Annotated in this window: 24 protein-coding genes; 11 read left to right on the forward strand and 13 right to left on the reverse strand. The window is 59.8% G+C overall.

Annotation, left to right across the window (positions count from 1 at the left end; genetic code table 11):
- Positions 1–30: 30 nt before the first annotated feature.
- From SIC17_RS13345 to SIC17_RS13370, 6 genes are read right to left on the reverse strand one after another with little or no spacing between them, the layout of a single operon-like run.
- A complete protein-coding gene (locus SIC17_RS13345; protein WP_291892717.1) occupies positions 31–960 on the reverse strand; it encodes an N-acetylneuraminate synthase family protein in 930 nt (309 codons plus the stop codon).
- Positions 960–1685 carry a cytidylyltransferase domain-containing protein gene (locus SIC17_RS13350; protein WP_412545675.1) on the reverse strand — a complete coding sequence of 242 codons (726 nt, stop codon included), beginning with the start codon at positions 1683–1685 and terminating at the stop codon, positions 960–962. Before SIC17_RS13350 ends, SIC17_RS13345 begins: the two co-directional genes overlap by 1 nt.
- Entirely contained in the window at positions 1682–2746 is a 1065-nt protein-coding gene (locus SIC17_RS13355; RefSeq protein WP_412545676.1) for an ATP-grasp domain-containing protein, read from the reverse strand. The genes SIC17_RS13350 and SIC17_RS13355 overlap by 4 nt, the downstream gene beginning before the upstream one ends.
- Complete coding sequence (locus SIC17_RS13360; RefSeq protein WP_412545677.1) at positions 2743–3690, reverse strand: sulfotransferase family protein; 948 nt, start codon at positions 3688–3690, stop codon at positions 2743–2745. The genes SIC17_RS13355 and SIC17_RS13360 overlap by 4 nt, the downstream gene beginning before the upstream one ends.
- 28 nt (positions 3691–3718) lie before the next feature.
- Entirely contained in the window at positions 3719–4702 is a 984-nt protein-coding gene (locus SIC17_RS13365; RefSeq protein WP_412545678.1) for a hypothetical protein, read from the reverse strand.
- A gap of 3 nt (positions 4703–4705) precedes the next feature.
- Entirely contained in the window at positions 4706–6490 is a 1785-nt protein-coding gene (locus SIC17_RS13370; protein WP_412545679.1) for a tetratricopeptide repeat protein, read from the reverse strand.
- 259 nt (positions 6491–6749) lie between these two features.
- Between SIC17_RS13370 and flbT the strand changes: the two genes are divergently transcribed.
- The 7 genes from flbT to pseC all read left to right on the forward strand — a co-directional run bounded on the left by flbT (position 6750) and on the right by pseC (position 12564).
- Positions 6750–7136: a flagellar biosynthesis repressor FlbT gene (gene flbT / locus SIC17_RS13375; protein WP_291892728.1), complete on the forward strand. Its 387-nt coding sequence runs from the start codon at positions 6750–6752 to the stop codon at positions 7134–7136.
- Positions 7136–7504, forward strand: coding sequence for a flagellar biosynthesis regulator FlaF (flaF, locus tag SIC17_RS13380; protein ID WP_291892730.1), 369 nt, complete (start codon positions 7136–7138; stop codon positions 7502–7504). Before flbT ends, flaF begins: the two co-directional genes overlap by 1 nt.
- 268 nt (positions 7505–7772) lie before the next feature.
- Positions 7773–8597 carry a flagellin gene (locus SIC17_RS13385; protein ID WP_291892732.1) on the forward strand — a complete coding sequence of 275 codons (825 nt, stop codon included), beginning with the start codon at positions 7773–7775 and terminating at the stop codon, positions 8595–8597.
- A 349-nt stretch (positions 8598–8946) separates the two neighbouring features.
- Positions 8947–9771, forward strand: a complete 825-nt coding sequence (locus SIC17_RS13390) for a flagellin (protein ID WP_291892735.1) — start codon at positions 8947–8949, stop codon at positions 9769–9771.
- Between the two features lie 103 nt (positions 9772–9874).
- Positions 9875–10267, forward strand: a complete 393-nt coding sequence (locus tag SIC17_RS13395; protein WP_291892738.1) for a flagellar protein FlaG — start codon at positions 9875–9877, stop codon at positions 10265–10267.
- A 198-nt stretch (positions 10268–10465) separates the two neighbouring features.
- Positions 10466–11299, forward strand: a complete 834-nt coding sequence (locus SIC17_RS13400; protein WP_291892741.1) for a flagellin — start codon at positions 10466–10468, stop codon at positions 11297–11299.
- A gap of 98 nt (positions 11300–11397) precedes the next feature.
- Positions 11398–12564: a UDP-4-amino-4,6-dideoxy-N-acetyl-beta-L-altrosamine transaminase gene (gene pseC, locus SIC17_RS13405; protein WP_412545680.1), complete on the forward strand. Its 1167-nt coding sequence runs from the start codon at positions 11398–11400 to the stop codon at positions 12562–12564.
- On the opposite strand, the gene pseB is transcribed toward pseC, so the two are convergent.
- Entirely contained in the window at positions 12561–13634 is a 1074-nt protein-coding gene (pseB, locus tag SIC17_RS13410) for a UDP-N-acetylglucosamine 4,6-dehydratase (inverting) (RefSeq protein WP_300867142.1), read from the reverse strand. The genes pseC and pseB overlap by 4 nt on opposite strands.
- A 122-nt stretch (positions 13635–13756) precedes the next feature.
- On the opposite strand from pseB, the gene SIC17_RS13415 reads away from it, so the two are divergent.
- Positions 13757–14542, forward strand: coding sequence for a hypothetical protein (locus tag SIC17_RS13415; RefSeq protein ID WP_291892751.1), 786 nt, complete (start codon positions 13757–13759; stop codon positions 14540–14542).
- Positions 14543–14623: 81 nt separating this feature from the next.
- Complete coding sequence (locus tag SIC17_RS13420) at positions 14624–17383, forward strand: hypothetical protein (RefSeq protein WP_412545681.1); 2760 nt, start codon at positions 14624–14626, stop codon at positions 17381–17383.
- A 76-nt stretch (positions 17384–17459) separates the two neighbouring features.
- Here SIC17_RS13420 and SIC17_RS13425 read toward each other — a convergent pair whose 3' ends face one another.
- The 3 genes from SIC17_RS13425 to SIC17_RS13435 are packed head-to-tail and all read right to left on the reverse strand — an operon-like array spanning position 17460 to position 19329.
- Entirely contained in the window at positions 17460–17882 is a 423-nt protein-coding gene (locus SIC17_RS13425; protein WP_412545682.1) for a flagellar basal-body protein FlbY, read from the reverse strand.
- Complete coding sequence (locus SIC17_RS13430; protein ID WP_291892758.1) at positions 17879–18214, reverse strand: rod-binding protein; 336 nt, start codon at positions 18212–18214, stop codon at positions 17879–17881. The genes SIC17_RS13425 and SIC17_RS13430 overlap by 4 nt, the downstream gene beginning before the upstream one ends.
- Positions 18214–19329, reverse strand: coding sequence for a flagellar basal body P-ring protein FlgI (locus SIC17_RS13435; RefSeq protein WP_412545683.1), 1116 nt, complete (start codon positions 19327–19329; stop codon positions 18214–18216). Before SIC17_RS13435 ends, SIC17_RS13430 begins: the two co-directional genes overlap by 1 nt.
- A 249-nt stretch (positions 19330–19578) precedes the next feature.
- Between SIC17_RS13435 and SIC17_RS13440 the strand changes: the two genes are divergently transcribed.
- Positions 19579–19989: a flagellar assembly protein FliX gene (locus SIC17_RS13440; RefSeq protein WP_291892763.1), complete on the forward strand. Its 411-nt coding sequence runs from the start codon at positions 19579–19581 to the stop codon at positions 19987–19989.
- A gap of 167 nt (positions 19990–20156) precedes the next feature.
- Positions 20157–20585, forward strand: coding sequence for an RNA polymerase-binding protein DksA (gene dksA, locus SIC17_RS13445; RefSeq protein ID WP_291892766.1), 429 nt, complete (start codon positions 20157–20159; stop codon positions 20583–20585).
- Here dksA and SIC17_RS13450 read toward each other — a convergent pair whose 3' ends face one another.
- The 3 genes from SIC17_RS13450 to flgH form a co-directional block, all read right to left on the reverse strand.
- Positions 20586–21533: a hypothetical protein gene (locus SIC17_RS13450; protein ID WP_412545684.1), complete on the reverse strand. Its 948-nt coding sequence runs from the start codon at positions 21531–21533 to the stop codon at positions 20586–20588.
- An 84-nt stretch (positions 21534–21617) separates the two neighbouring features.
- A complete protein-coding gene (locus SIC17_RS13455) occupies positions 21618–22544 on the reverse strand; it encodes a sulfite exporter TauE/SafE family protein (protein ID WP_291892770.1) in 927 nt (308 codons plus the stop codon).
- A gap of 115 nt (positions 22545–22659) precedes the next feature.
- On the reverse strand, positions 22660–23403 hold the full coding sequence (gene flgH, locus SIC17_RS13460; protein WP_291892773.1) for a flagellar basal body L-ring protein FlgH: 744 nt from the start codon (positions 23401–23403) through the stop codon (positions 22660–22662).
- Between the last annotated feature and the right edge of the window lies 1 nt (position 23404).

Consider the following 23404-nt stretch of genomic DNA (forward strand, 5'->3'; position numbering starts at 1 on the left):
CTCTCACGGCGCCTTTTTTGTGTCTGTGTGCTATTCCGCCCGATCATCGGCGGCGTGCTGCGGGCGCAGCCACACACCGTCATTTCCCGTTGTGGGGCCGCCGTGTTCAGCGTCATAGAGGCCGCGGCGCAAATTGCGACGGCGATTGATTTCGCTCGCTGCTGGCCGCTTCTCGGACGAGCCCAGCGCGACGCACAGATCGGTGATGTCGTGCGCCATTCTCGCGAATTCTTCCATCTCCATCGCGAAGGGGTGATCCGGCCCGGGATTGGAGCGGTCAAAGGTCACATGTTTCTCGATCACTCTGGCACCCAGCGCGATCGAGGCGATCGGAGCCAGGCTGCCTGGCGAGTGGTCTGAGAGGCCCAGGGGCGTGTGCGGAAACGCCGCCCGCAGGGACGTCAACGCGTTGAGGTTCATATCCTCCCAGGCAGGTGGATAACTTGCTGTACAATGCAACAGGGTAAGCTCGTTACAGCCCTTGGCGCGGAGGAAGCTGGCCGCCGCCTCGACTTCGTCGAGATAGCTGGCGCCGGTGGACTGGATCACGGCCTTGCCGGTTGCCGCGATCTTTTCCTGCATCGCGCGGAAAGTCATATCCCCGGATGCGATCTTGTAACGGCTGACGCCGACATCCTCGAGCAGGTCCACCGCTTCCAGAGAGAAGGGCGAGGACATAAATTCGATGCCGTTATCGTCAGCACAGGCCTTGAGAGTGTAGTGCCAGTCATCCGGCAAGCCCTGATTGCCGAACGCGGCGTATTTCGGATTGTCGACAATGTCGTCGCTGCCGGGGTCCTTGATGCGTCGTGCGATCAGGCCGTCCCGGCTCAGGCTCTGGAATTTGGCAATATCCGCGCCTGCTTTCGCACTGGCTTCGATATAGCGTTTGGCGAGATCGAGATCGCCATCATAGTTCGACCCGATCTCCGCGATCAGGGTCACGCGCTCTGCGTTCATCAGGCAATGTCCTCGAAGCGGTTTTGTTCGGCCACCTGTTCGCTGATCAGCTTGCAGATGTGTTCTGCATCGATGGGCCAGTCGCGTTCGCTCATCTGTGCGTAAACGGAGCGGACGAAGTCCAGGTCCTCACGTGTGTCGACCGAAAAATCATAATCGGGATAGTGAAGCGTGTCGGCGAACCGCACCATGTGTGTCCGGAAGGCTTCATAGTGTTCACGTATGAACAGGGTGACGTGCTCGCGGTGGCGGGCGGTGACTTCCGGATCAGCGGCAAGATGTTGAAGCACACGCGTTTGCACGACTTCCGCGCGCAAGCCCCGCGGCAGATGCTTGTCAACGGGCCGCGTGTATTCGGAAAGATTGTCGTGATGGTCCGACACGCATCGCGCAATAATCATGGGGTCACGGAAGGGACTGTCCGATGTAATGCGCACAAGGGTCGTGGCCAGGGTTCGTTCGGCGACGACGAGGAAGCGATCAAGAACGTCGTGCTCTGAACCACGAAAGACGCGAATGCCTTCGGCCTGTCCCAGCTGTTCGACGGTATCATCATTGGGGTGTGTCGTCGTGGCGATCACCAGCTCGTCCACGCCTGGAATATTGCGCAAGTGTCGACACTGGTAAGCGAGCAGGGAAACATCATCGAAAAGCGGTTCGAGAATCTTCCTCGGAAGCCGATTCGAGCCTGTTCGTGCCTGAATTACCGCGACGGTTCTTTTCACACCGTGTCCTCTTCATTCTGGCTGCCTTGGACAGGGATTTCGACATCCATCCAGGTCCGTGTCATCCGAGTCGCATTATACGGAGGAATTCTACCGGGGATATGGTTACCAAGATCTGGATCATTCGCCAGCATGCGCACGAGCAGGGCCGGAATGTTGAGGCCCGCCAGGGTCATTAGATATCCAAACCCCCACATGCGCGGATTGATCTCCAGCAAATAGGCAGGTTCGCCCGCAGCCGGCCGTTTCAGCTCGACTGCCGCAAGACCGTGCCAGGGGCCACTGGCCTGCAGAACATCAAGCCCGGCCTGCATCAGGACCGGGTCATCCACGGTTTCCCCGGCGACCGCGACGCCCCCTGTCGGAGGATTGGTCTGCAGCTTGCGGTGCAGGGTGGAGATGATGAGTTCGCCATCGCGCCACAGCGAGCCGATCGTGTAGACGGTCTCGGCACCGCCCGGAATGTATTGCTGGACCACACAGGGGCCATGATCGCGGTGGGTTTCGGTCCAGATCTGGGCCAGCTCGATCGCATTGGCCGGATAGCTCACACCGCGTGCACCGCGTGATGTGCGGGGTTTGACGACGCAGGGATAGCCGCCATCCCAGGCATCCAGATCGTCGACGCTGTTGGGCTGTAGTGTCGCCGGTATCGGCAGTCCGCGGGCCTTGGCACGGGACAGGAGCTTGCCCTTGTCGAGACCATATTCGAGCACATCCGGAGCTGGCACGGGCACACGAATACCGTCCTTTGCCCAGGCGTCCACGACCGGCGCCAGGGCCTTGGCTTCAGCTTCCGAACCCGGAATGATGGTGTCACAGCCATGATCTGCCAGCACCTTCAGCACAGCGCTCCGATAGGCCTCCGCATCTGCAGCGGAGGGCAGGGTTATCCCGGTACAGCCGGGTTCATACAGCCCGCCCGCGAGTGCGTTCAGGTCGGCGGCAACAAGCGTCAGCTCTGGATCGGCCTGTCTCAGCGAGCGCAGGGTGCCCAGGCCCGGAGGGGCGCCGACGCCCGTGACCAGCACGCCACCGGAGATGTTATGAAGCGCACTCATTTGCGCCAGAAATCCAGTGATCGTCCGAGCAGCGCCTCGACCTCCCGGATCGAGGGCTCGAACTGTGTCTGCAGGCGGGCGCGCATGCCGCTGGCCATTGGCGGAATCGAGACCGGCGTGTTGTCGAGTGGCGGGTAAACGCCGTCAGCGGTCTTGGCGCTGGTGGTGCCGGAAACGGGGGCGATCAGCTCGGCATGAAGCCGATCAAAATCCTCGCCGATACGGTCGTCGAAATGGCCATCGATGATCATCTTCTTGGCCGCGGGTATGCCACCGGTGTTATAGCGCGCCTCGACCGTGATGGGGTGTGGGGGCAGGTCAAGGAAGTCAACAATCTGGGCGACGGTTCCCGGGCCGTCTGCGTCGAGGTCATCCTGGAGAAGGACCAGCATGTTCGGGAAGTGAGCCTGCCAGATCTTCAAGCGCTCGGGATAGGTGGAAGTGTGCGCGTAAAGCCACTGGAACCCCCAGTTTTCCGCGATACGGCGCGGCTGGTCTTCCAGCGCTTTTTCAAACGAGAGAAATTCTGCATCACGTCGGACATTCTGTAGATAGTGGGAATAGGTCCGGTCGACGGGATTGCGCAACAGGGCGATAATGCGGGTGTCAGGGCCACACAATTTGCGCGCCCGCGGGGCTGCAAGCGACGCATAGGCATAGTAATCCGGCGAGACGTCCCCGACCCGCGCCTGGCCAGAATAATCCGCCATCAGCGCTTGATAGTCAGAGATCTCCGGCGCGGTGTCGAAGTGGTAGAATTCGGGCCAGTAGACCTCCCCTTGTCCCACTCGGGAAAAGAAGCGCCCTTCCTTGCGAACCCGGGACAGGAAAACATCGGGATGCTGGCTTAGATAGTGGTACAGCGAGGTCGTGCCCGCCTTTGGTGCGCCGATGACCAGAAAGTTTGGCCAGATGTCGCCGACTGTGGGTGAGGACTCGGTCAATTCTGTCTCTTCGCTTCAGGTTTCTGCTTCAAGCCGTTTTAGGACGATTCTGGCGGCGACGGCTCACCGGGCCAGGTCGTGTGGATGAATTGGGCGACCCGCTGCGCGCGCCAAGCCCGTCAACGCTGGCTGCCATTTTTTCGATCGCGCCCTGGCGGATCTCCACGTCCGTGTGAAACCGGTTGAAAGCCGTGGCGAACTGGCTTTCCCAGTGCGGCGTGTGCGGAACAAGGCTGACGCCAAATCCGAGGGCCTCCCAGCTGCGGGCCCGGTCCAGCTGATGCGGAACAATCGGCAGGCATATCGCGGGCAAACGGCAGGCTGCAGCCTCGTGCAGGCTCGTGCCGCCCGCCATGACGGCAAAATCAGCCGCGCGCATTCGCTCTGCAACGTCCCGTGCGCGATGGGGTGTGCCGCGGCTGTCCGGGCGCAGGATATCCACTTCCAGGTTACGTTGTCGGCAAAGCTCTTCGCAAAGCGCCAGGCAATGGTCGATCAATTCGCTTTGGCTTCCGCCCAGGGAGACGAAGACGGATTGCGCCTGCGTGACGGCGACGGGGGGAGTCAGGGCGCTGAACGCAGCAGGCAAGAGCAGATGTTCCGGACCATCAAGATAATGCACTCCACGCGTTTCGGGTTGGGGAACAAAGCGTTGTTTGACGATCAGATCGGCCCGCGCAGCGCCGGTCTGGTTGCCCAGCAGTGCGACTGGCAGGCCGGTGCCCCGCAGCCTTTGCACCAGGATCGGGTCGGTGTCCTTCCAGTCCCCGATCAGCACCGGGGCTTCGTGCCTACGGGCCAGCGTGGAGAGCGCCTCGAACTCGTCGGTCTGCGTCACAGATACAATCTCGCACAATGCTTTCACATCTGCGGGTAGAACGTCTGGCGTTCGGGTGATCCAGAGCACCTGGCGCCCAAGCTCGTGCAGCGTGCGCGCCAGCGCGCGGCAGCGTGTGACATGGCCGAAACCAATTGTCGGTCCGCCGTCCGCCCGTATCAGGATGACAGACATGGCCTAGCCGGTAGCCTTGACGTGTGCTGCCAGCTCGGTGGCGACCCGCCCCATCGTGTTCTCCCAGTCCTGGAAGCCTTCGCCAAAGAAGGAGCGTGTCTGCGGATACCAGAGTGACCGCCCGGCGCCCAGCATGGTCCAGGTCGAGGAGCGCGCGTGGATGAACCAGACATTTGCACCACTGGCAGCGGCCAGGTTGGTGGTCGCATTCATCGGGCCGATGACCAGATCACAGGCAGAAGACAGCGCGGCGACCCCGTCGAGATCCATCTTGAGGTCGATGCCTTCGGGCTGGTGAACCGTGACCCCGAAATGCTCGCGGGCGATCTCCAGCTCGTCTTCGACCTTGCCATACTGCAGATTGACGAACTCCACACCCTCCACGTCCAGGACCGGTTTCCAGGCGTCGAATGCCGAGAAAAACCGGGCGCGCCGTGCGTTCATTTTCAGCGATTTCCAGAGGATGCCGACCTTGAGGCCCGGGCCGAACGCGGCGAGTTGTTGCCGGAACTCTTTCTGGCGATCCGGATCCGGGGTCAGGAAACCTGCATCCTTGGGAAAGCTGTCGACACTGTTGCGAAGCGAGCGCAGGGGCGTCGCCATCGGCGTCCAGTAATCGGAGGCCTTGTCGATCTTTGGCAGGACACGCACATCGCGGCCTTCCACATGGGCGGAACGGTGGCTGTAGACCTTCGCCTTGGGGAAGGACCGGGCGACCAGGTCCACCAATCGATACTCCACGGCGATGCGCAATTCGCCATCCGGGCCGACCGCGTCGATCAGGTCATTGGCCTGGTTGAGAAACAGGACTTCATCGCCCAGCCCCTGTTCGCCGATCCAGACCAGAGACTTGCCCCGGATCTCGTCCAGATCATCGCCTTCCCACATTGGACAGTTCATGACAAACAGTGTGGCCTGGGTATTGTCGGGGTCGAGGCGAATGCGTTGCGCCTTCCAGCCTTCAGCGAGGCGGCCCGACGCGAGCAATGCCAGTGAGTGCCCGTGCAGCATCGTGGCCCGGTCGATCTTGTCCTGGGGATTCTTCAGTGCTTCTTCGAAATGCGTGATGGCATTCTCGGGTTCGCCGATCAGCTCGTAGACATTCGCGAGGTTGTTATGTGCCCGTGCGAAATTGGGCTTAAGCCGTAAGGCTTCAGTGTAAAAGGGCACCGCGCCGACCGGGTCGCCGGAATCCGACAAAACTGTGCCCAGGGAATTCCACAGCTCGGCATTTTCCGGGTGCAGGTAGATGCGCTCTCGTAGCAATTCGATCGCATCTTCAAACTTGGCCTGGTCGCGCAGGACACTCGCCAGGTTGATCATGCCGCTCATACTGTCCGGATTGACCTGGACGCAAAGGCGATAGAATTTTTCCGCGGCCTCGAGCATGTCCAGCTTCCAGGCCACAATCCCCATATTGAGATAGATTTCATCGTCGGCGGGATCGAGTTTCCAGGCGCGTTCATAAAACTCGAGAGCGCGGGATAGTCGTCCCAGGCGAAACAGGAGCAGGCCGACCGTATGGTTGGCGAGGGCGGTGTCCGGCCCTGCATCGAGCGCCTTGAGCGCGTGTTTCGCAGCGCCGATATGGTCGCCTTCATCAGATATCTTGATGGCGCGTTTGCACAGGGCAGCGACCTTGCGATAGGTCGCGCGCTGATCCTTGGGGATCACGCCCAGTTTGGTTTCAGCCTTGAAGTGTCCGGAATCGCCCACAGCCCCGCGGGTTTCATTCTTTTCCGCTTCAGCCTCGGCGTTGAATTCTTCTAACAGCGCGCTGTCGGTCATCATGTCTCGCTATCGCTAGGGTCGCTCGCAACCAGACTGACGCACCGATTCGACTTAACGTTTGGCTAAGGTTTTCCAGGCGGCCTGTCACAGGCGATCACGCGCGATCAGTCGGATCGGTGAGGGCGGTTTGACGCGTATTAAATATGCATGACCGTGATCGCCTGGTTTCGCGATGATTGGCGAAACCTTTTGTTCATCAGCCTTTGGCAGATTCTCCGCCTGTCTAATGCGCACTCATAGTTCTGGGAGAGACTGAATGCCGCTCAAAATCTCGCTAAAACCCGGCGAGAAGTTCGTTCTGAACGGCGCGGTGATCGAGAATGGCGATCGCCGATCAGTGCTCGTCCTGCAGAACAAGGCTTCGGTGCTGCGTGAGAAAGACATCATGCAACAGGAAGAGGTGACGACTCCGGCGCGTCACATCTATTTCCCGATCATGATGATGTATCTGTCTGACAAGCAAAACGATGCCATCTACGAACAATTTGTCGTGCGGATGAATGAGTTCATGAGCGTGATCCAGTCACCGGAAGTGTTGGCGGAATGCGTTGCGGTGAGCAGGGATGTGATGGCGGGTGAGTACTACAAGGCTCTCATCCGGTGCAAAAAGCTCATCGCTTATGAAGAGGAGCGACTGAAGTAATGTCCTTCCAGGCCTATCAGCAAGCTGCGACCCGTAGCGAGGATCCGCGTTCAACCGAGTACCGCCTGTTCGCGCAAGTGACGCGCGCGCTAATGGAAGCGTCACAGGCGGACAAGCTTGAGATCACCAAGCGTGCAGAAGCGCTGGACTGGAACCGTCGCATGTGGAGCAATTTCGCTCTGGACTGCTCGAGTGAGGAAAATCAATTGCCCGAGCAATTGCGGGCCTCGATCATCTCGCTGTCACTTTTCGTCTCCAAGCACACATCCGTCGTCATGCGCGGCGATGATGATTTTCAAACCCTGATTGATATCAATCGAACGATTATGCAGGGGCTCTCGCCCCAGGCCCAGGCGCCCGCCGCGTAGAGGCCCGCAGATCGCTGAACAGGGAGCCGCCCACGGGCGGCTTTTTCTTGCCTGCTTGTTCGCCGGGAAACATCTGCCGGGGCGGCAAGAAAGGCGCTGCAGATCCGTCCGTACTCTGTGTTCCTGAGGCGTTTTGGTCCAAAAAGTGTCGTGAAAACAGCATTATAGCATATTCACCGCTCGGCATAGCGCTTGCGAAGCTTGCGGCAGGACAAAACGTCCAGGCCGAAAAAGTCGGCTTCATCGCTTCCAGAACGGAGGAACAATTATGCTTTCTGTGAACACCAACGCTGGGGCCATGGTGGCCCTGCAGAACTTGAACGCTACGAACCAGTCGATGAACGAAGTTCAGAACCGCATCAATACCGGCCTGAAGGTCGCGGGCGCGAAAGACGATGGCGGTACATTCGCCATCGCGCAGCGCATGCGTGCTCAGGTAGCGGGTTATGGTGTTGTTCAGCAGAGCCTCGATCGGACCCGTTCTGTTGTCGATGTCGCCCTGGCGGCAGGCGAGGGCATTTCGGATCTGCTCATCGAAATGAAGGAGAAAGCCCTCGCTGCTTCGGATGTATCTCTCGATGCTGCGTCCCGCACAGCCCTGAACGAAGATTTCAAGGCCCTGCGTGACCAGATCGGCAAGATGGTATCCACGGCCGAGTTCAACGGTACGAACCTGATCAATAACTCAGTGACCTCGATCTCCGCCCTGGCTAACCAGGACGGATCGAGCACGATTTCTATCATTGACGAGAACCTCTCGCTCGGTGGTGGTGTTGTGACGCTGGCTGCAACGGCTTCCTTCGCGTCTGCCGGCGCGGCGGGCACTCTTGCGGGTACGATCTCGACGTCCTTGAACAATCTCAACTCGTCTCTGGCGCGCCTCGGTACGGCCGCCAAGTCTCTCGAGATCCACAAAGGCTTTGTGCAGCAACTGAGCGACTCCCTGGAGACCGGCATCGGAAACCTGGTCGACGCCGATCTGGCCAAGGAAAGTGCACGTTTGCAGTCGCTGCAGGTCAAGCAGCAGCTGGGCGTACAGGCGCTATCCATCGCCAACCAGGCGCCGCAGACGATCATGTCGTTCTTCGGATAACCGTAAGCGCGCTGGGATCGCTTTCGAGCGATCCCAGCATTTTTTTCTGCGTCCACAGCGGAGGCACGGACCCATGTCTGAATTCGAAAGTTAACTCATTATTAACCATACATTTTTGCCGGCCGGCAGTTTTTGCCGGGCGATTTTTACGTGTTGGTGGGCAGTTTTTGCCGGGTGAATGGTTACCCGGAAATTCCGACTCGGCAGAAAACTCCCAGTGATTCGGGGCGATCCGGGATTAACCAAGTAGGTCAAGCAAAAACTGGCACTTCCTTTGCTGTGTAAAGCGCCGGATGAGAAGATCCAGCGGACAAAACGTCCGAGAAACCAGAAAGGAAAGGGCCAAGAAATGGCTACTATCAATACCAATGCTGGCGCCATGGTTGCGCTGCAGAACCTCAACTCTACGAACCGTGACATTGAGCAGGTTCAATCTCGCATCAATACGGGTCTCGCCGTTGCATCTGCCAAGGACAATGGTGGTGTTTATGCGATCGCCCAGAAAATGCGTGCCGACGTGAAAGGCTATGAAGCCGTTGGTAACTCGCTGGACCTGGCTGCTTCGACCGTAGACGTTGCGCTGGCTGCTGGTGAAGCTGTCTCCGATCTCCTCGTTGAGATGAAAGAGAAGGCTCTGGCGGCTTCGGACGCTTCGCTTGACTCCGCTTCGCGCACCGCGCTGAACGAGGACTTCAAAGCGCTGCGTGACCAGATCGGCAAGATCGTTTCGAACGCTTCGTTCAACGGTACCAACCTGATCAACAACTCCGTGACCTCGATCTCCGCACTCGCTAATGCTTCGGGTTCGTCCACGATTTCCATCGTCGACGAGAACCTGTCACTCGGTGGTGGTGTCGTCACGCTCTCTGCAACGGCTTCCTTCGCGTCTGCCAGCGCAGCGAGCACGATTGCGGGTACGATCTCTACGTCCATCAACAACCTGAACGCTTCTCTGGCGCGCCTGGGTACGGCTTCCAAGTCTCTGGGCATCCACAAGGACTTCGTAGGCAAGCTGTCTGACTCCCTCGAAAAGGGTATCGGCAACCTGGTCGACGCGGACCTGGCCAAGGAAAGCGCTCGCTTGCAGTCTCTGCAGGTCAAGCAACAGCTTGGTGTACAGGCTCTGTCCATTGCGAACAGTGCTCCGTCCACCATCCTGGGTTACTTCCGTTAATCCCGGAAATGGAAGGTGGGTTAGCGCCCACCTTCCGCTTCCCGGAAGCTGATGACGGGAACCAATATGGAGGCGCTGGCGCCTCCGCGTCGGCGAATAGGAAATGGCAGAAACAGGATTTAATCCAGCATCTGTCACGGCGGTCTCGGCCACGGACAATCGAGAGAAGATTGTCGAGCGTAACCGTCAGGACAGCACACGCATCCAGCCTGTCGAGGAACAGGACGGGAGTGGTGCATCCAAATCACCCACAGAGCAGATGGACCAGTCCGAGCGCCATGAGGTGGTCGAGCAGAAAATCCAGGAACTCTCTGAGACCCCTTTTGCAAACTCGCGTTTGAAGATCACGCAGGACAATACGTCCGGAGAATACGTCTATCTGATGATTGACGACGAATCCGGGGAGACTGTCCGGCGATGGCCGCCCGAGAAACATTCCGACTTGCTGGAATACCTGCGTACAAGCACGGCAGGCTTGATCAACCAGCGCGTCTGACCACCCGGCAATATTAGCCGCCCGGGCAATCCACGCCCGGCAAATCTAAGTTTTCGCCCCTCTCGAAATTCGAGTGGGGTTTTGTAATTTATTGAATTCATTAAGGTTACTTATCAGTTGGCAAAGCGGCACGCCGCTTGCGCATAGGTCTGCGAATGCGCTGCAAAACTGCAGCAGGACTTTGCGGGAGAATGTCGCATGACGATGAGTGTCCACACCAACACCGGAGCCATGATCGCTCTGCAGAATCTCAACAAGACCAATGTTGAGATGGATCAGACCCAGAACCGTATCAATACCGGCCTGAAGATTGCCGGTGCCAAGGATAACGCCGCGATCTACGCCGTTGCCCAGGGCATGCGGGCTGATGTGAGTGCACTTGGAGCGGTTCAAACCGGCCTCGACCGAGCCGCCACGATCGGTGACGTTGCCCTGGCTGCCGGTGAAGCGATCTCGGATCTTCTGGTGCAGATGCGCGAGAAAGCCGTCGCGGCGATGGACCCGTCTCTCGATACCTTCTCCCGTGCTGCCTATGACAGTGACTTCAAGGCCCTGGTTGACCAGGTGCAGGGCATTATCGCAAATGCCGAGTTCGACGGCGCCAATATGATCAATGGTGCGGTTACTTCCGGTATCGAATTTCTCGCTGACGCTGAGGCCACCCGGTCGGTTACGCTGAAGGCGCAGGATATGAGCCTGGGCGGTGCTATCATTACCCTCGCGACAACCGCATCGCTGGGCACCACGACCCTGGCCAGCACTGTGGCCTCGCAGATCCAGACCAGCCTCGACAATGTGAACCAGGCCCTCGCCAATCTGGGGTCTGACGTGAAGAAGCTGGAGGCTCACTCCGGTTTTGTTGGCAAGCTTATGGACAGCCTGACCAAGGGTATCGGCGACCTCGTTGATGCGGATCTTGCCGTCGAGAGTGCCAAGCTTCAGGCCTTGCAGGTGAAGCAGCAACTCGGCGTACAGGCGCTGTCGATCGCGAACAGCCAGCCTCAGATCATCCTCAACCTGTTTAACGGCTAATCGCCGTTTTCGGTCTCCACCACCACGGAAGCGGCTCCCTTCGGGGGGCCGTTTCTGTTTAGGCGACTCGCGCCACTATCCCGGCAAAGGAGTGCTGCATGTCCGACAACTTCCTTCCCTATGGTCGTCAATCCATCGCCGAGGACGATATCGAGGCCGTGGTTGATGTGCTGAAGAGTGACTGGCTGACCACGGGGCCGGCTGTCAGCGACTTCGAAACAGCGTTTCGGTCCGCAACTGCTGCGCCGCATGCCCTGGCCTGTTCCAACGGTACAACGGCCTTGCATCTCGCACTGGCCGGGCTGGGCATCGGCGAGGGGGATGTGTGCATCGTTCCGGCGATTACCTTCCTCGCAACAGCGAATGCCGCGCTTTTCTGCGGCGCCGAGGTTGTGTTCTGTGATGTGGATGCCGACACCGGCTTGATGACCCAAGCGCATCTGGAAGAGGCGCTGGGACGCGCGGGCGACCGCGCCGCCGCTGTCTTGCCAGTGCATCTTGCCGGGCAGGCGGTGGACATGGCTGCGATATCGAGCATCGCTCGAACCGCGCAATTGCGGGTCGTCGAGGATGCGTGTCACGCACTCGGGACAGTTCACGCAGGCCTACCGGTCGGGGCCTGTCATCACTCGGACGCGGCGACATTCTCTTTCCACCCGGTCAAGACGATCGCCGCGGGTGAGGGCGGAATGGTGACAACGCGTGATGCGGTTCTGGCAGAGCGCATAGCCCGACTGCGCAGTCATGGCATGGAGCGTTCACCAGAACATCTGGAGCGGGGCGCCGACGAGCCCTGGTGGTACGAGATGCAGTCCTTAGGCTGGAACTATCGTTTGACCGATATCCAGGCGGCCTTGGCCCGGTCGCAGATCAAGCGGCTGGATCAGTTCAAGCGTGCGCGCCAGGCGCTGGCACAACGGTATGACGAGGCGCTCGCCGAGCTGGCGCCGCATATTCTGCCGATCCAGAGGACGCCGGACACGGATTCCTGCCTGCATCTCTACCCGGTGAGAATTGACTTTGAGGCGGTGGGGGTGACGCGGGCCGAGCTGATGAATGCGCTGCGCCAGCGCGGTATCGGAACTCAGGTCCACTACATTCCGCTCTACAAGCAACCCTTCTATCGCCAACGCTATGGCCAGACGGCTCTGGACGGTGCGGAGCGCTATTATGCGCGCACATTGAGCCTGCCCCTCTACGCCGGGCTGGACGCTGACGCTCCCGATCGGGTCGTCAATGCGCTGAGCGAAGTGCTGGGGCTCTAGGCTGCCTTGCGCCCGTTGAGGTAATCGCGAAGTTCCTCCGGGCTGAAATGCTCTGGATTGGTGTGCGAGGCGTAACAGAAGAATTCCGGCACTTCCTTGCCGCCCTCTGCCAGATAGCGTCGCATGATGCGTGCATTATGGGCAGGCAGGATGGCATAGCGATCCTCCAGTTCCACTGTGGTGCGCGCGTCATCCTCGGGGATCATCACCTCGTGCAGCTTTTCACCCGGGCGGATGCCGATGATCTTGATGGGCAGGTCCGGCGCCATGGATTTGGCCAGTTCCACCATGGACATGGACGGGATCTTCGGGACGAAGACCTCGCCTCCGCGGGCCATAGCCAGGCTGGACAGGACGAAATTCACCCCCTGTTCGAGCGTGATCCAGAACCGTGTCATGCGCTCATCGGTGATCGGCAGGTGGTCGGCACCTTCATCGATCAGCTTGCGGAACAGCGGAATGACAGAGCCCCGCGACCCCACGACATTGCCGTAGCGGACCACGGAGAAAATCGGTCCGCCTTCCCCGCCCATATGCTGAGCGGCGGTGAATATTTTATCCGCTGCCAGTTTGGACGCGCCATAGAGATTGATCGGGCTGGCGGCCTTGTCCGTGGACAGTCCACAGACATGACGCACCCCACGCCGGATAGCAGCGCGAACAACATTCTCGGCACCGATCACATTGGTCTTGATGCATTCGAACGGGTTGTATTCGGCGATCGGTACGTGTTTCAGAGCGGCCGCATGGATGACGATGTCGACGTCGCGCATAGCCATGTCGAGGCGGCTTTCATCTCTCACATCGCCAATGAAGTAACGCAGGAACGGATAGTCACTGGGTGAAAATTCCTGAGCCATTTCGGACTGTTTGAGCTCATCGCGTGAGAAGATGATCAGCTTGCGGGGCTTGTATTCCCGGCAAATGGTTTCAGCGAGTTGCTTGCCGAAAGAGCCGGTGCCGCCGGTGACCAGGATCACCTTGCCATTCAGGTCCATGCGCGGTTCGCGGAAAGTCCGGTTAAAGGCCATCGAGTTCAGGGCGTCCATGGGGGGCGTGATGTCAGACATGGTTTGGTTCCGCGATTCGTTAATCGGTATCGACGCTGCTCCCGTTGGGTTAACGGGTCGTTAGGCTGGGCCCGCGATCCTAAAGCCTGGGCAAGCGTCGTCGGGGCGCGGGAGGAAGTTCCATGACCACAGCTGTGATCGTTCAGGCTCAAACCGATTTTCAAACTGACACCTCACCGGTGTTGGCTGATCTGGGCGGGCGAACCGTCCTGAACCGCGTTCTCGATCGTTGTGCATCCATCCCGGGTGTCGATAGCGTGATTTGCTCGATACCGGAAACGGAATTGGAAACCTCGCTGGCGCTGGAGGTTCTACGGGCCGGGCATTGTCTTTCGGTTGGCCCTGCAGGTGATGCCCTGGCCAATCTCTCCCATGCGGCCAAGGATTATCACGTCGACACGGTTGTCCGGGTCGGTGCCGAGGCGGCCTTTGTCGACGCCCAGCTTGCTGGCCGCGTGCTTGAGCTCATGCATGATTCCCGGGCGGATTTCGCAACCAATGCGATGCCGACCGGCTATCCGCGCGGTCTTGAGGTCGAGGTTATTCCGGCCGTATTGCTGCACAAGGCGCATGATGTTGCCTCGTCCGACGAGGAACGCGCGGATCCAACCTTGTGGATGCGTCAGCATGCCTATTTGCAGAAAGCCAATCTGCGGGGCCCCGGCGGAGCGCTCGAAGCGCTGGACTGGCGGGTTTCCAGTGCGGATGGCATCCGGTTCGCGCGGGCGATTTTCGACGAACTGGGCGAGGGCGCTGCAGCGGTGTCCGCCGCTGAACTTGCGGCGCTTTGCCTGCGTCGCCCGGACCTCCAGCGACCGGTGGAGCATGCTGGCGAGGTAAATCCCGTGGTTCCGTTGCAGGCAGCCGATATCGAGAGTGCGATCGAGGCGCTGCGCATTGCGGTTTGAGTGCCGCATTAACCTCATTTCTCAACGCTTTGTTTGTGTTCATGCGCCACATTGGGCAGCAGAACCAAAAGGACTGCGTTGATGTCAATCATCGGACTGGACATGAATGTGCTGACGGGCTGGTACAATGCCAAGCTCTCCAGCTCGCTCGCCTCCAGTTCATCGCTGTCTGGCGCCAGCCGGTCCAGCGCATCGTCTGCAGCCGACGTGGTGACGCCCTGGGATGTGCGTGGCGATGTCAGCTCGTTGGAGGAAATGCGCCGCAGCGTCCTGGCGACGGGTGTTTTTTTCAAGGACCCGACACGCGAGTTTTCCGCGCTCGACGCCCCCGCTGATCACAAGAGCCTGTTCTCTCTGCACCAGGGGCTCAAGCGCCTTGCAGCCCTGGCCGAAGAAGCCAAGGACAAGGAGACGGATGCGTCGCGTCGCACATTTCTGGAAAACCGTTTCCAGGAGGGCATGGGTCAGCTGGATACGTATTTCCAGTCCCTGGATCTGACGGAAGTCAATCTCCTGAAGGGCGAAGAGCTGCGCAAGATAGAGAGCGAGGTCGCGATTTCCCGTGGTAGCTCGACCTTCACGACGGGATTAGTGCATTCCGGGGATTTCGACGCCGAAGTCGCCAGTCTGACCGGCGATGTCCAGTTTGATATCTCGGTGGTCAAGAATGGCGTGACGACCAATATCGCCATCGATCTTGCCGATATGGGCGCGACGACCCGAAATCTCGACAATATCGCCGAGCACATCAATACGCAGCTCGAGGCAGCCGGCATGCTGACCAAGTTCAGCCGCGTGAAGCTGGGCGAGAAGAACGAGTTCGGCGTCGTCGAGGGCAATGATTTCGGCTTCAAGGTCAGCGGGATCTCGACCGAGCGGATCAGTTTCAGTTCTCCGATCGGCGAGGCGGCCGTCTATCTGACAGGCACCTCGGGCCTCAATGACACGGCAGGCGGCCAGTTTGTCAAACTGACCGATCTGGCCAGTGGCGACCCGACTGTAGGAGCATCCTCGCGCTGGGAAGCTGACGCGACAATGAGTGAAGTGGATGTGGTTGGTGGCGAGGACGGCGAGACCCGGACCAAGACCGAAAGCAATCCGCTTGAAATTCACGCCAGCGCCGCGTCTGCGGACGGGGGCATCTACGTCGTGGGCGAAACCTCCCATACGGTTGATGGCCAGGTGATCAAGGGTGAGCAGGATCTCGTTCTTGCCAAGTATGACAGTCTTGGAAACAAGCTTTGGAGCCGCGTGCTGGGCGCATCAGAGGATGCGGCCGGTACGACCATCAATGTTGATGATGACGGCAATGTCGTGATCGCAGGCCAGGTGTCTGGCGGTCTTGGCTCCACAACCGATATCGGCGGTACGGACACGGTCGTGGCCAAGTATAATGGCGATGGCGTTGAACAGTGGATGCAGCGTTTCGGCAGTCGCGATGATGACACTGCGGACAGTGTGGCGATCGGGGCGGACGGTACGGTTTATGTCGCCGGTCGCAGCGAATCGACCTTTGGCGACCAGACCCATCTGGGCGGGGCTTCGGATGGATATATCCGCGCCATCGGGTCGGATGGAACAACCCAATATACGCGCCGCATTGGCGGGGCTGGGGAGGACAAGATCGCCTCTCTGGCCATCGCCGATGATGGCAGCCTGCTGGTCGCCAGCGAGGAAGACGGTGTCGGTGTCGTGCGCAAGTATGATGCAGCCGATGGTACGTCTGCCGCGAGCTGGGAGCAGAGCCTGGGCGATCTGGAAGATGGCCGGATCGGACAGATCATCAGCGATGGCACGGATATCTATGTGGTAGGATCTGCCGGATCCAGCTTCGCGCCGAGTGCGCCCCTGAGCGGCCATGCCGGCGGTGTCCGCGATGCCTTCCTGGTCAGGATGACCGACGGCGCCACCCCAAGCTTGAACTACACGACTTTCGTGGGATCAGCGGGTGACGAAATGGCCAATGCGGTAACCGTCAGCGACGGCAAGGTCTATCTGGCGGGCAAGACGGATGGCACACTGCCTGGCGCGACCCTGAACGGTGACCGCGACGCTTTTGCCGCGCGGGTGGATGCGACAACGGGTGCGCTGGACTGGGCGACCCAAATTTCCGGTCGCAGCGGCATCGCAGAGTCCACGGGCATCGTTGTTCAAAGCCAGGGTGACAGCGTGCTGGACGCCATGGGGCTGCCCTCGGGATCCTTGACCTATTCCGACAGTCGGGTGATTACCGACCGGAGTGCGGCCCGCGAAGGCGACCATCTCTACATTTCCGTGGACGGTGGCCGACGCAAGAAGATCTCCATCGACGCCGATGACACGATGCGGTCGCTGACATTCAAGATTAACGCGCATCTTGTGCTGGATGGCACAGCGGATGTACGCCGCAGCAGTGCGGGCGATCAGCTGCGGATCAAGGCTGCGGAGGATCACCGGATCGAATTGTTCGCCGGCGAGACCGGTCGCGATTTGCTCAAATCGCTGGGCATCGAGCCGGGCGCTGTGGTCAATACCGGTTCCCTGCTTGATGACGATGATGACAAGTCGGTCGATGCGCCACCGCTCTTCTCGCTGGACCTGCCCAACGTCCTGTCACTGGCGGATGAAGATACGTCCGAGGACGCCATGGATGCGCTGCAGGCGGCCATGTCGAAGGTCCAGCGTGCTTATCGCGATATCACCACGGACCCGGCATTGAAGGCGCTGCTTGAAGGTCCCCAGAACGGCAGGACCGGTGGGACGGTGCCTGCGTATTACAATGCCCAGCTGGCGAACTACCAGGCCGGTTTGTCCCGTCTGGCCCAAGGGCCCTCCGGCGCGACGGGCGCGCTCTTTTTCTAGACACAATAAAGCCCGCCGAAGCGGGCTTTATTCTTGGGATGCAACCAGTATCAGGCGGTCTGGTTCAGCGCGATGTTCATCGCGCCCGGGGCCACCGCACGATGGCCGGCGCCAGGGCCATATCCACCCCCGCTGATTTCTGACGTGCGGCCTCGTCGGCGATGGCCTTGACCACGCCTTCGGTCAGCGTCTTCATCGCAGCCACGGCATGACCATTTTCCGCGAGGGCCTTGTGGAACATTTCCGTTGCCTTGCGCAGGGCGTCCTTGACCGGCGCGCTGGCACCGGCAAATCGCTGCGGCTCCTGGCGTGCCCGAGACACCTCCACCCGATAGATGTTGGCCAGTTTCGATTTCTCGTCCTGCAGGTGCAGGGCATCCTGCGGACGACGCTCCTGAAACAGCGATGTTTCCTGGCGGATCAAATCCGTCAAACGCTGTGTCAGCTTGAGCAGGGCCTGCGCCCGTTCGGCACCATTCGCAGCTGCCAGTTCCGTCATGCTTGTTCTCCCCCTGCTTCCTGATAACGCAGGATTTCTGATGTCAGCCGATCCGCCAGTCCAAGACCGCCGGACTGGGCCATGACCTTGGCGTATTCCTCGTGCAGCAATCCGGCGAAGGCCTTTTCGCCTGCACCGCCGCCAAACGGATTTTCCTCGCCGACATTCGCGAACATCGCTGACACCATCTGGGACAGGAAGAAGCTCTCGAAATCTTCGGCGACCGCACGCGCTTCCGCTTCGCTGCGCGCACCCCCGATGTTTGGCGCCTGGGTATTGGAGCGTGCCGCTCCAACCGCATTGGCCATCTGAAGGTTGAGGAGCTCGTCCATTACAGCACCTCGATATCGGCTTGCAGGGCGCCTGCGGCCTTGATGGCCTGCAGGATCGTGATCATGTCGCGCGGGGTGACGCCCAGCGCGTTGAGACCGTCGACCAGTTCGCGCAGGGAAACCGTATCATCCAGCACGCCCAGCTGCATGGCGTCTTCCTCAACCGTCACATCCGTGCGCGGCAGGATCGCCGTCTCGCCTTCTGAGAAGGGCGCCGGCTGGCTGGCGACCGGGCTCTCGGACACGGTGATGGTTAGATTGCCCTGGGCGATGGCGACCATGGACACGCGAACATTTTCGCCCATGACGATGGTGCCGGTGTTTTCATCGATGATGACGCGGGCCGGCATATCGGCCTCGACGCGCAGCTGCTCGACTTCGGCCAGCAGGTCGATCATGTCGCCGTTGAAGCTGGCCGGACGTGTCAGCTCGACCGTGCTCGGATCAACTGCGCGGGCGGCGTCTCCACCCATATAGGCGTTGATGGCATCGGCCATGCGGCGCGCAGTGGTGAAGTCCGGATTGCGCAGGGAGAGGCGCAGGGATGCGCGGTTGGCGATATCGGCCCATGGGTCAATGCCGGAGCCGGCAAACGGGTTCTCGACCAGGGCGCCATTGGCGATCCGACCGGAGGTGGGAACACCGCGGGTGATGGTCGCGCCGTCGCCACCAGCAGAAAAGCCGCCGACGGTCATCGTACCCTGGGCAACGGCCCAGGTGCGCCCGTGGCTGTCAAACAGCGGCGTGGCGACCAGGGTGCCACCTTGCAGGCTGGAGGCATCACCAATGGCGGAGACTGTGACGTCTATGCGGGTGCCCTGCGAGGAAAACGCCGGCAGGCTGGCCGTGACCATAACCGCGGCAACATTGCGCGTATTCAGATTGGCGTCGCGCGTGTTGACGTTGAACTGTTCCAGCATCGCGTTCAGGGACTGGTTGGTGAAACTGGAATTGCGCAGGCTGTCGCCGGTGCCGTCCAGGCCAACCACAAGGCCATAACCCACAAGATGGTTTTCCCGAACATCTTCGACATCGACCATATCCTTGATCCGTGACGAGGCATGGGCCGGCGTGACAAGCACGAGGGCGGCGAAGGCGAGGGCGATGATGCGCATTTTGCGGTCTCCGAACTTTGGTTCTGGAAACCCCGTTGCGAATGGTGTGCCAAACGCCGTTTCAGTGCGAATAAAAAATGCCGAATAAAAACAATATGATAGGAATTGAATTGCCGGGGTTTGCAGGGGCAAAAATGGCCGGGTGCGCATGCGGCCGGGTAGAATTTTCCCAGCGATAGCGTAGGCTTAAGTTTCTGTTAACGGCGCAGGTTCATGCCTTAACAGGTAGCCACAGGATGTGATTCTGCCATGAAAATCTCGGGAACAAGCTCGACCGGATCGATCTCATCGACCAAATCCAAGTCTGCCAGGAAGGCTGGCGGGCAGAGTTTTTCCGTGGATGCCCAGACCCAGACTCAGGCTGCAGTGAATACCCAGGCTGCGTCTTCTATCCAGTCCGTTGACGCCATTCTGGCTTTGCAGTCCGTCGGCGATTTTACCGAGGCCCGCAAGCGTGCGACTGAGCGTGCCTTCGACATGCTGGACGTTCTTGATGAGCTGAAGCTGGCCCTCCTGGAAGGGGGGCTCCCGCGTGCCAAGCTGGAAGCGCTGATGAAACTGCTCCAGACACGCCGCGACGATACCAATGACGCGCAGCTGGAAGCAGCGCTCAATGAAGTCGAGACTCGCGCAGCGGTGGAACTGGCCAAGTTCAGCTAGCGCTTTGGCAGGCCTGCCATGCTTACTTTTTTGTGAAAAACGCGTTGGATTTTAACGGTTTGTCCAGCTCAACAGCTACTGCGCGTTGACTCAGGCTTCCGGGTGAATATTCTCCGCTCCGCTTTCGGGGAGTGCGGCTTGTCCGCTTGAAGTGAGAAGAAAGCGTCATGAGCGACGAAAATCGTATCGAGTTGCCCAAGGGCTACATGCCGTCCGACGACGAGCCGTTTATGAATGAACGGCAGCAGGAGTATTTCCGGCTCAAGCTGGAAGCCTGGAAGGACGAAATCCTGCGTGAGAGTAAATCTACCATCTCCGCGCTTCAGGCAGACATGGGCGCGTTGCCGGATCTGGCGGATCGCGCGTCTACCGAGACGGACCGTTCTCTGGAACTGCGTGCCCGTGATCGTCAGCGCAAGCTGATCTCCAAGATCGACAGTGCCATTCGCCGTATCGAAGAAGGCGAGTACGGCTATTGCGAGGAAACCGGTGAGCCTATCGCCTTGGCCCGCCTCGACGCCCGTCCGGTTGCCACGCTCAGCCTCGAGGCGCAGGAACGCCACGAGCGCAAGGAACGCGTCCACCGGGACGACTGATCAGTCCGTTGTCGGCGGGAGCGGGTTTCCGAACTGTTCCGCCAATTCACGATAGCTCGCGTTGTAAATCAGTTGCGCTCGACGCTCGAGTTCTGTCCAGTATTCCGGGTCGGTAAAGCCGGCCGATACGGTGGCGTTCATTTCATCTGCCGGGCCCAGCAACAGGAAGGCGTCGATCGTTTCCTGATAGGTCGCGTCGCCACCGAACTGGCTGCGACGGTCCGCACTATCCTCGCCAGCTGTCTCTACAGTCATCGGGTCCATGCTAGGCCGTGTCAGGGCCTGAAGGGCCGGCGCGGTATCAGTCAGCAGGTGAATGATATAGCTCGCGCCCGGGTGTGACTGGTCGAGCTGGTATCCCAGAGCCGCCTCATCGCCATTGCCCCGGGTATGCGTCAGGTGGGAACGCCCGCGCAGCAGCAGAGCCGTGTCGCCGGTATCAAGAGCGCGGCTCCGGATCTGGTCGACGCAGAAAGCTTTCCGGCTGCTCATTGCTGCCCAGAACGCGGACGCGCTGTCCATGTTCGCCCAGTCGATCGCAGGATCGCAGGCAATGACCCGCACAGGTGAAACATCATCTCGATTATTCTCCCGAACTGCCGCGAGCAGGCGTGCGTAGTGGGTATTGTCTCCGCCAGCCAGCAGTGAATTGACTGCGTCACGCCAGACCGGAGCAAGCGCATCTTCCGGGATGTCGTCCCCGCTCACATAGCGGTCGATGAGGTTTTGGTGGGCGGCGCTCGCGTTTTCCAGGATGAGAACATCAAACTGCTCACCAAATTCATCATCGCTGACCAGCGCCTCGATGAACTCTTCCATCGCAGGAACGCCATGACGCTCACCCAGAGCAATGATCTGGTAGAGGGCGGCCTGTTGAAGAATAGCTGGTGCGGCGGGCTGGGTCTGCGCAGCAGCGACCAGCGCCATGCCTGAGAGCAAAACGATCATGGTGTCTTTCCCGAGTGTGCCGCGCGTTACAGCTAACCTGTCGGGGCTGACAAGTAACATTACTGATCTGACAGACTGCTGTGGCTAGATCGCCAGCAGAACGGAGCTGGACCCGATGATCCAGAAGGCCGTCATGATCTTCAGCCGGGTGGCCCCCAGTGCATGTGCCAGGCGACGAGCGAGGAATCCGCCGACCGCAACCGCTGGCGCGGCAAAGACCAGTACTCGCCAGTCCAGATGTTCGGCCTGCAGGTGGAAGATCACACCGACCCAGACAGTGATTGCGGAGACGATGACCGCGCTGGCGACGCTGACATCGACCGGATAGCGCCGCAGGAATAGGGTCAGTGCTAGCAACTCGCCGATCCCGACGGAGAAGAGGGCGGTCGCCATGCCTCCCACCGCTCCAATCGCCAGCGCCGCTTGTTGGTCGAATTCTGCAAGGTTTTCACGATCACTGTGCGGCTGGCGCAGGACGAACACCTGGACCAGCAGCAAGACACCCAGGGTGATCGAGAAGAGCTTGAACATCAGAAAGGCCAGGTCGCCATCCACCCGGATGACGAATTGCGTGAAAAGCAGGGCCGGAAGACCAGTGAGCAGAGTGCGTAAAACCAGTTTGCGCACGATCGGGCGATGTTCGATCTCGACCGGTTTGACGTCACGTCTGTAAAAGCGGTTGGCCCAGGTCAGGGCGCCAATGGTCATGCCGAAACACTGGATGGCGAAACTGATCCCGACGGCCGCGGTCGGTGAGAGGTCGAGGTGTCCGGCCTCTCGCATCAGGGCAAATACCGGCACAAACACGACGCCGCCACCCACACCCGTGGAATTGGCCACGAGCGCTCCGCCAATTCCGACCAGGCTGAATGGCCAGAACTGGCCGGCGGTCTCCAGAGTGGGCGAGGCCAGGGAGAGAACACCGATATAAGCCAGCAGCAACAGGGCGAGAATGCCCAGTGTGATGGTCTGGATCGGTCGAAGTCGCTTGGATTTTAGTGTCGCGATCATGCCGGCAAGTTAGTGTCGGTACGCGCTTCAGCAAGCACCAAGCACACAAAAAAGAAGGCCGTCATGGCGAACCATGACGGCCAGGTGGATACCCGATGGTGGCGGGATTTCGGTCCTAGAACGGCATCAGGATGTTGTAGAGTTCCTGGCCGTAGGAGGGGCGTTGAACATCGGAGAGATGTCCGCGGCCGCCATAGGAAATGCGGGCTTCGGCGATCTGCGTGTGGCTGATCGTATTGTCTGAACCAATGTCTTCAGGGCGGGCAATGCCGGAGATGAGGAGTTCGCGTACCTCGTTGTTGACGCGGACTTCCTGGCGGCCGGCGATGACCAGATTGCCGTTGGGCAGAACCTGGGTGACCAGGGCTGCAATCGTCAGCGAGACCGTCTCGGTACGATTGACGGAACCAGCACCGTCCAGCGATGAGGTCGAGCCGAAGCTGCCCAGATTGGTCTGATCGATACTGTCGTTGAAGAAACCGGTCAGGTCGATACCGAACAACTGGGTCAGGTCGCTGTCTTCCGCAGAGGTGCGTGAGCGGCTGGTCGTGTTCGACAACTGGGCGCGATCGGCAATGTCGATATTGACCGTCAGAATGTCACCAACACGCGCGGCACGCGGATCACCGAAGAAGGTCGGCGAATTGGCATTCCACAGCGAGTTGTTGGAGCGGACCATCTGGTTTTGTTGATAGTTCTGAACCGGCATGGGGATCTGCGATGCGCCGGTACCAACCAGATGGTTCGGGTTGGCGATAGGGGTCATGGCCGGCGTCTGGCCGACCTCGCGGATACGGTCAGTGGCACAAGCCTGAAGGCCAAGACCCAGAAGAGCGACGATAGCGAGTTTCTTGAACATG

The organism is Maricaulis sp. MIT060901 (assembly GCF_047123815.1).
Taxonomy (GTDB): domain Bacteria; phylum Pseudomonadota; class Alphaproteobacteria; order Caulobacterales; family Maricaulaceae; genus Maricaulis.

What these genes read in the sequence shown, in the direction of transcription:
- SIC17_RS13345 (WP_291892717.1), bottom strand. Translation starts at nt 960, where the DNA reads ATGAACGCAGAGCGCGTGACCCTGATCGCGGAGATCGGGTCGAACTAT.
- SIC17_RS13355 (WP_412545676.1), bottom strand. Translation starts at nt 2,746, where the DNA reads ATGAGTGCGCTTCATAACATCTCCGGTGGCGTGCTGGTCACGGGCGTC.
- SIC17_RS13365 (WP_412545678.1), bottom strand. Translation starts at nt 4,702, where the DNA reads ATGTCTGTCATCCTGATACGGGCGGACGGCGGACCGACAATTGGTTTC.
- SIC17_RS13370 (WP_412545679.1), bottom strand. Translation starts at nt 6,490, where the DNA reads ATGACCGACAGCGCGCTGTTAGAAGAATTCAACGCCGAGGCTGAAGCG.
- flbT (WP_291892728.1), top strand. Translation starts at nt 6,750, where the DNA reads ATGCCGCTCAAAATCTCGCTAAAACCCGGCGAGAAGTTCGTTCTGAAC.
- flaF (WP_291892730.1), top strand. Translation starts at nt 7,136, where the DNA reads ATGTCCTTCCAGGCCTATCAGCAAGCTGCGACCCGTAGCGAGGATCCG.
- SIC17_RS13385 (WP_291892732.1), top strand. Translation starts at nt 7,773, where the DNA reads ATGCTTTCTGTGAACACCAACGCTGGGGCCATGGTGGCCCTGCAGAAC.
- SIC17_RS13390 (WP_291892735.1), top strand. Translation starts at nt 8,947, where the DNA reads ATGGCTACTATCAATACCAATGCTGGCGCCATGGTTGCGCTGCAGAAC.
- SIC17_RS13395 (WP_291892738.1), top strand. Translation starts at nt 9,875, where the DNA reads ATGGCAGAAACAGGATTTAATCCAGCATCTGTCACGGCGGTCTCGGCC.
- SIC17_RS13400 (WP_291892741.1), top strand. Translation starts at nt 10,466, where the DNA reads ATGACGATGAGTGTCCACACCAACACCGGAGCCATGATCGCTCTGCAG.
- pseC (WP_412545680.1), top strand. Translation starts at nt 11,398, where the DNA reads ATGTCCGACAACTTCCTTCCCTATGGTCGTCAATCCATCGCCGAGGAC.
- pseB (WP_300867142.1), bottom strand. Translation starts at nt 13,634, where the DNA reads ATGTCTGACATCACGCCCCCCATGGACGCCCTGAACTCGATGGCCTTT.
- SIC17_RS13415 (WP_291892751.1), top strand. Translation starts at nt 13,757, where the DNA reads ATGACCACAGCTGTGATCGTTCAGGCTCAAACCGATTTTCAAACTGAC.
- SIC17_RS13420 (WP_412545681.1), top strand. Translation starts at nt 14,624, where the DNA reads ATGTCAATCATCGGACTGGACATGAATGTGCTGACGGGCTGGTACAAT.
- SIC17_RS13425 (WP_412545682.1), bottom strand. Translation starts at nt 17,882, where the DNA reads ATGACGGAACTGGCAGCTGCGAATGGTGCCGAACGGGCGCAGGCCCTG.
- SIC17_RS13430 (WP_291892758.1), bottom strand. Translation starts at nt 18,214, where the DNA reads ATGGACGAGCTCCTCAACCTTCAGATGGCCAATGCGGTTGGAGCGGCA.
- SIC17_RS13435 (WP_412545683.1), bottom strand. Translation starts at nt 19,329, where the DNA reads ATGCGCATCATCGCCCTCGCCTTCGCCGCCCTCGTGCTTGTCACGCCG.
- SIC17_RS13440 (WP_291892763.1), top strand. Translation starts at nt 19,579, where the DNA reads ATGAAAATCTCGGGAACAAGCTCGACCGGATCGATCTCATCGACCAAA.
- dksA (WP_291892766.1), top strand. Translation starts at nt 20,157, where the DNA reads ATGAGCGACGAAAATCGTATCGAGTTGCCCAAGGGCTACATGCCGTCC.
- SIC17_RS13450 (WP_412545684.1), bottom strand. Translation starts at nt 21,533, where the DNA reads ATGATCGTTTTGCTCTCAGGCATGGCGCTGGTCGCTGCTGCGCAGACC.
- SIC17_RS13455 (WP_291892770.1), bottom strand. Translation starts at nt 22,544, where the DNA reads ATGATCGCGACACTAAAATCCAAGCGACTTCGACCGATCCAGACCATC.
- flgH (WP_291892773.1), bottom strand. Translation starts at nt 23,403, where the DNA reads ATGTTCAAGAAACTCGCTATCGTCGCTCTTCTGGGTCTTGGCCTTCAG.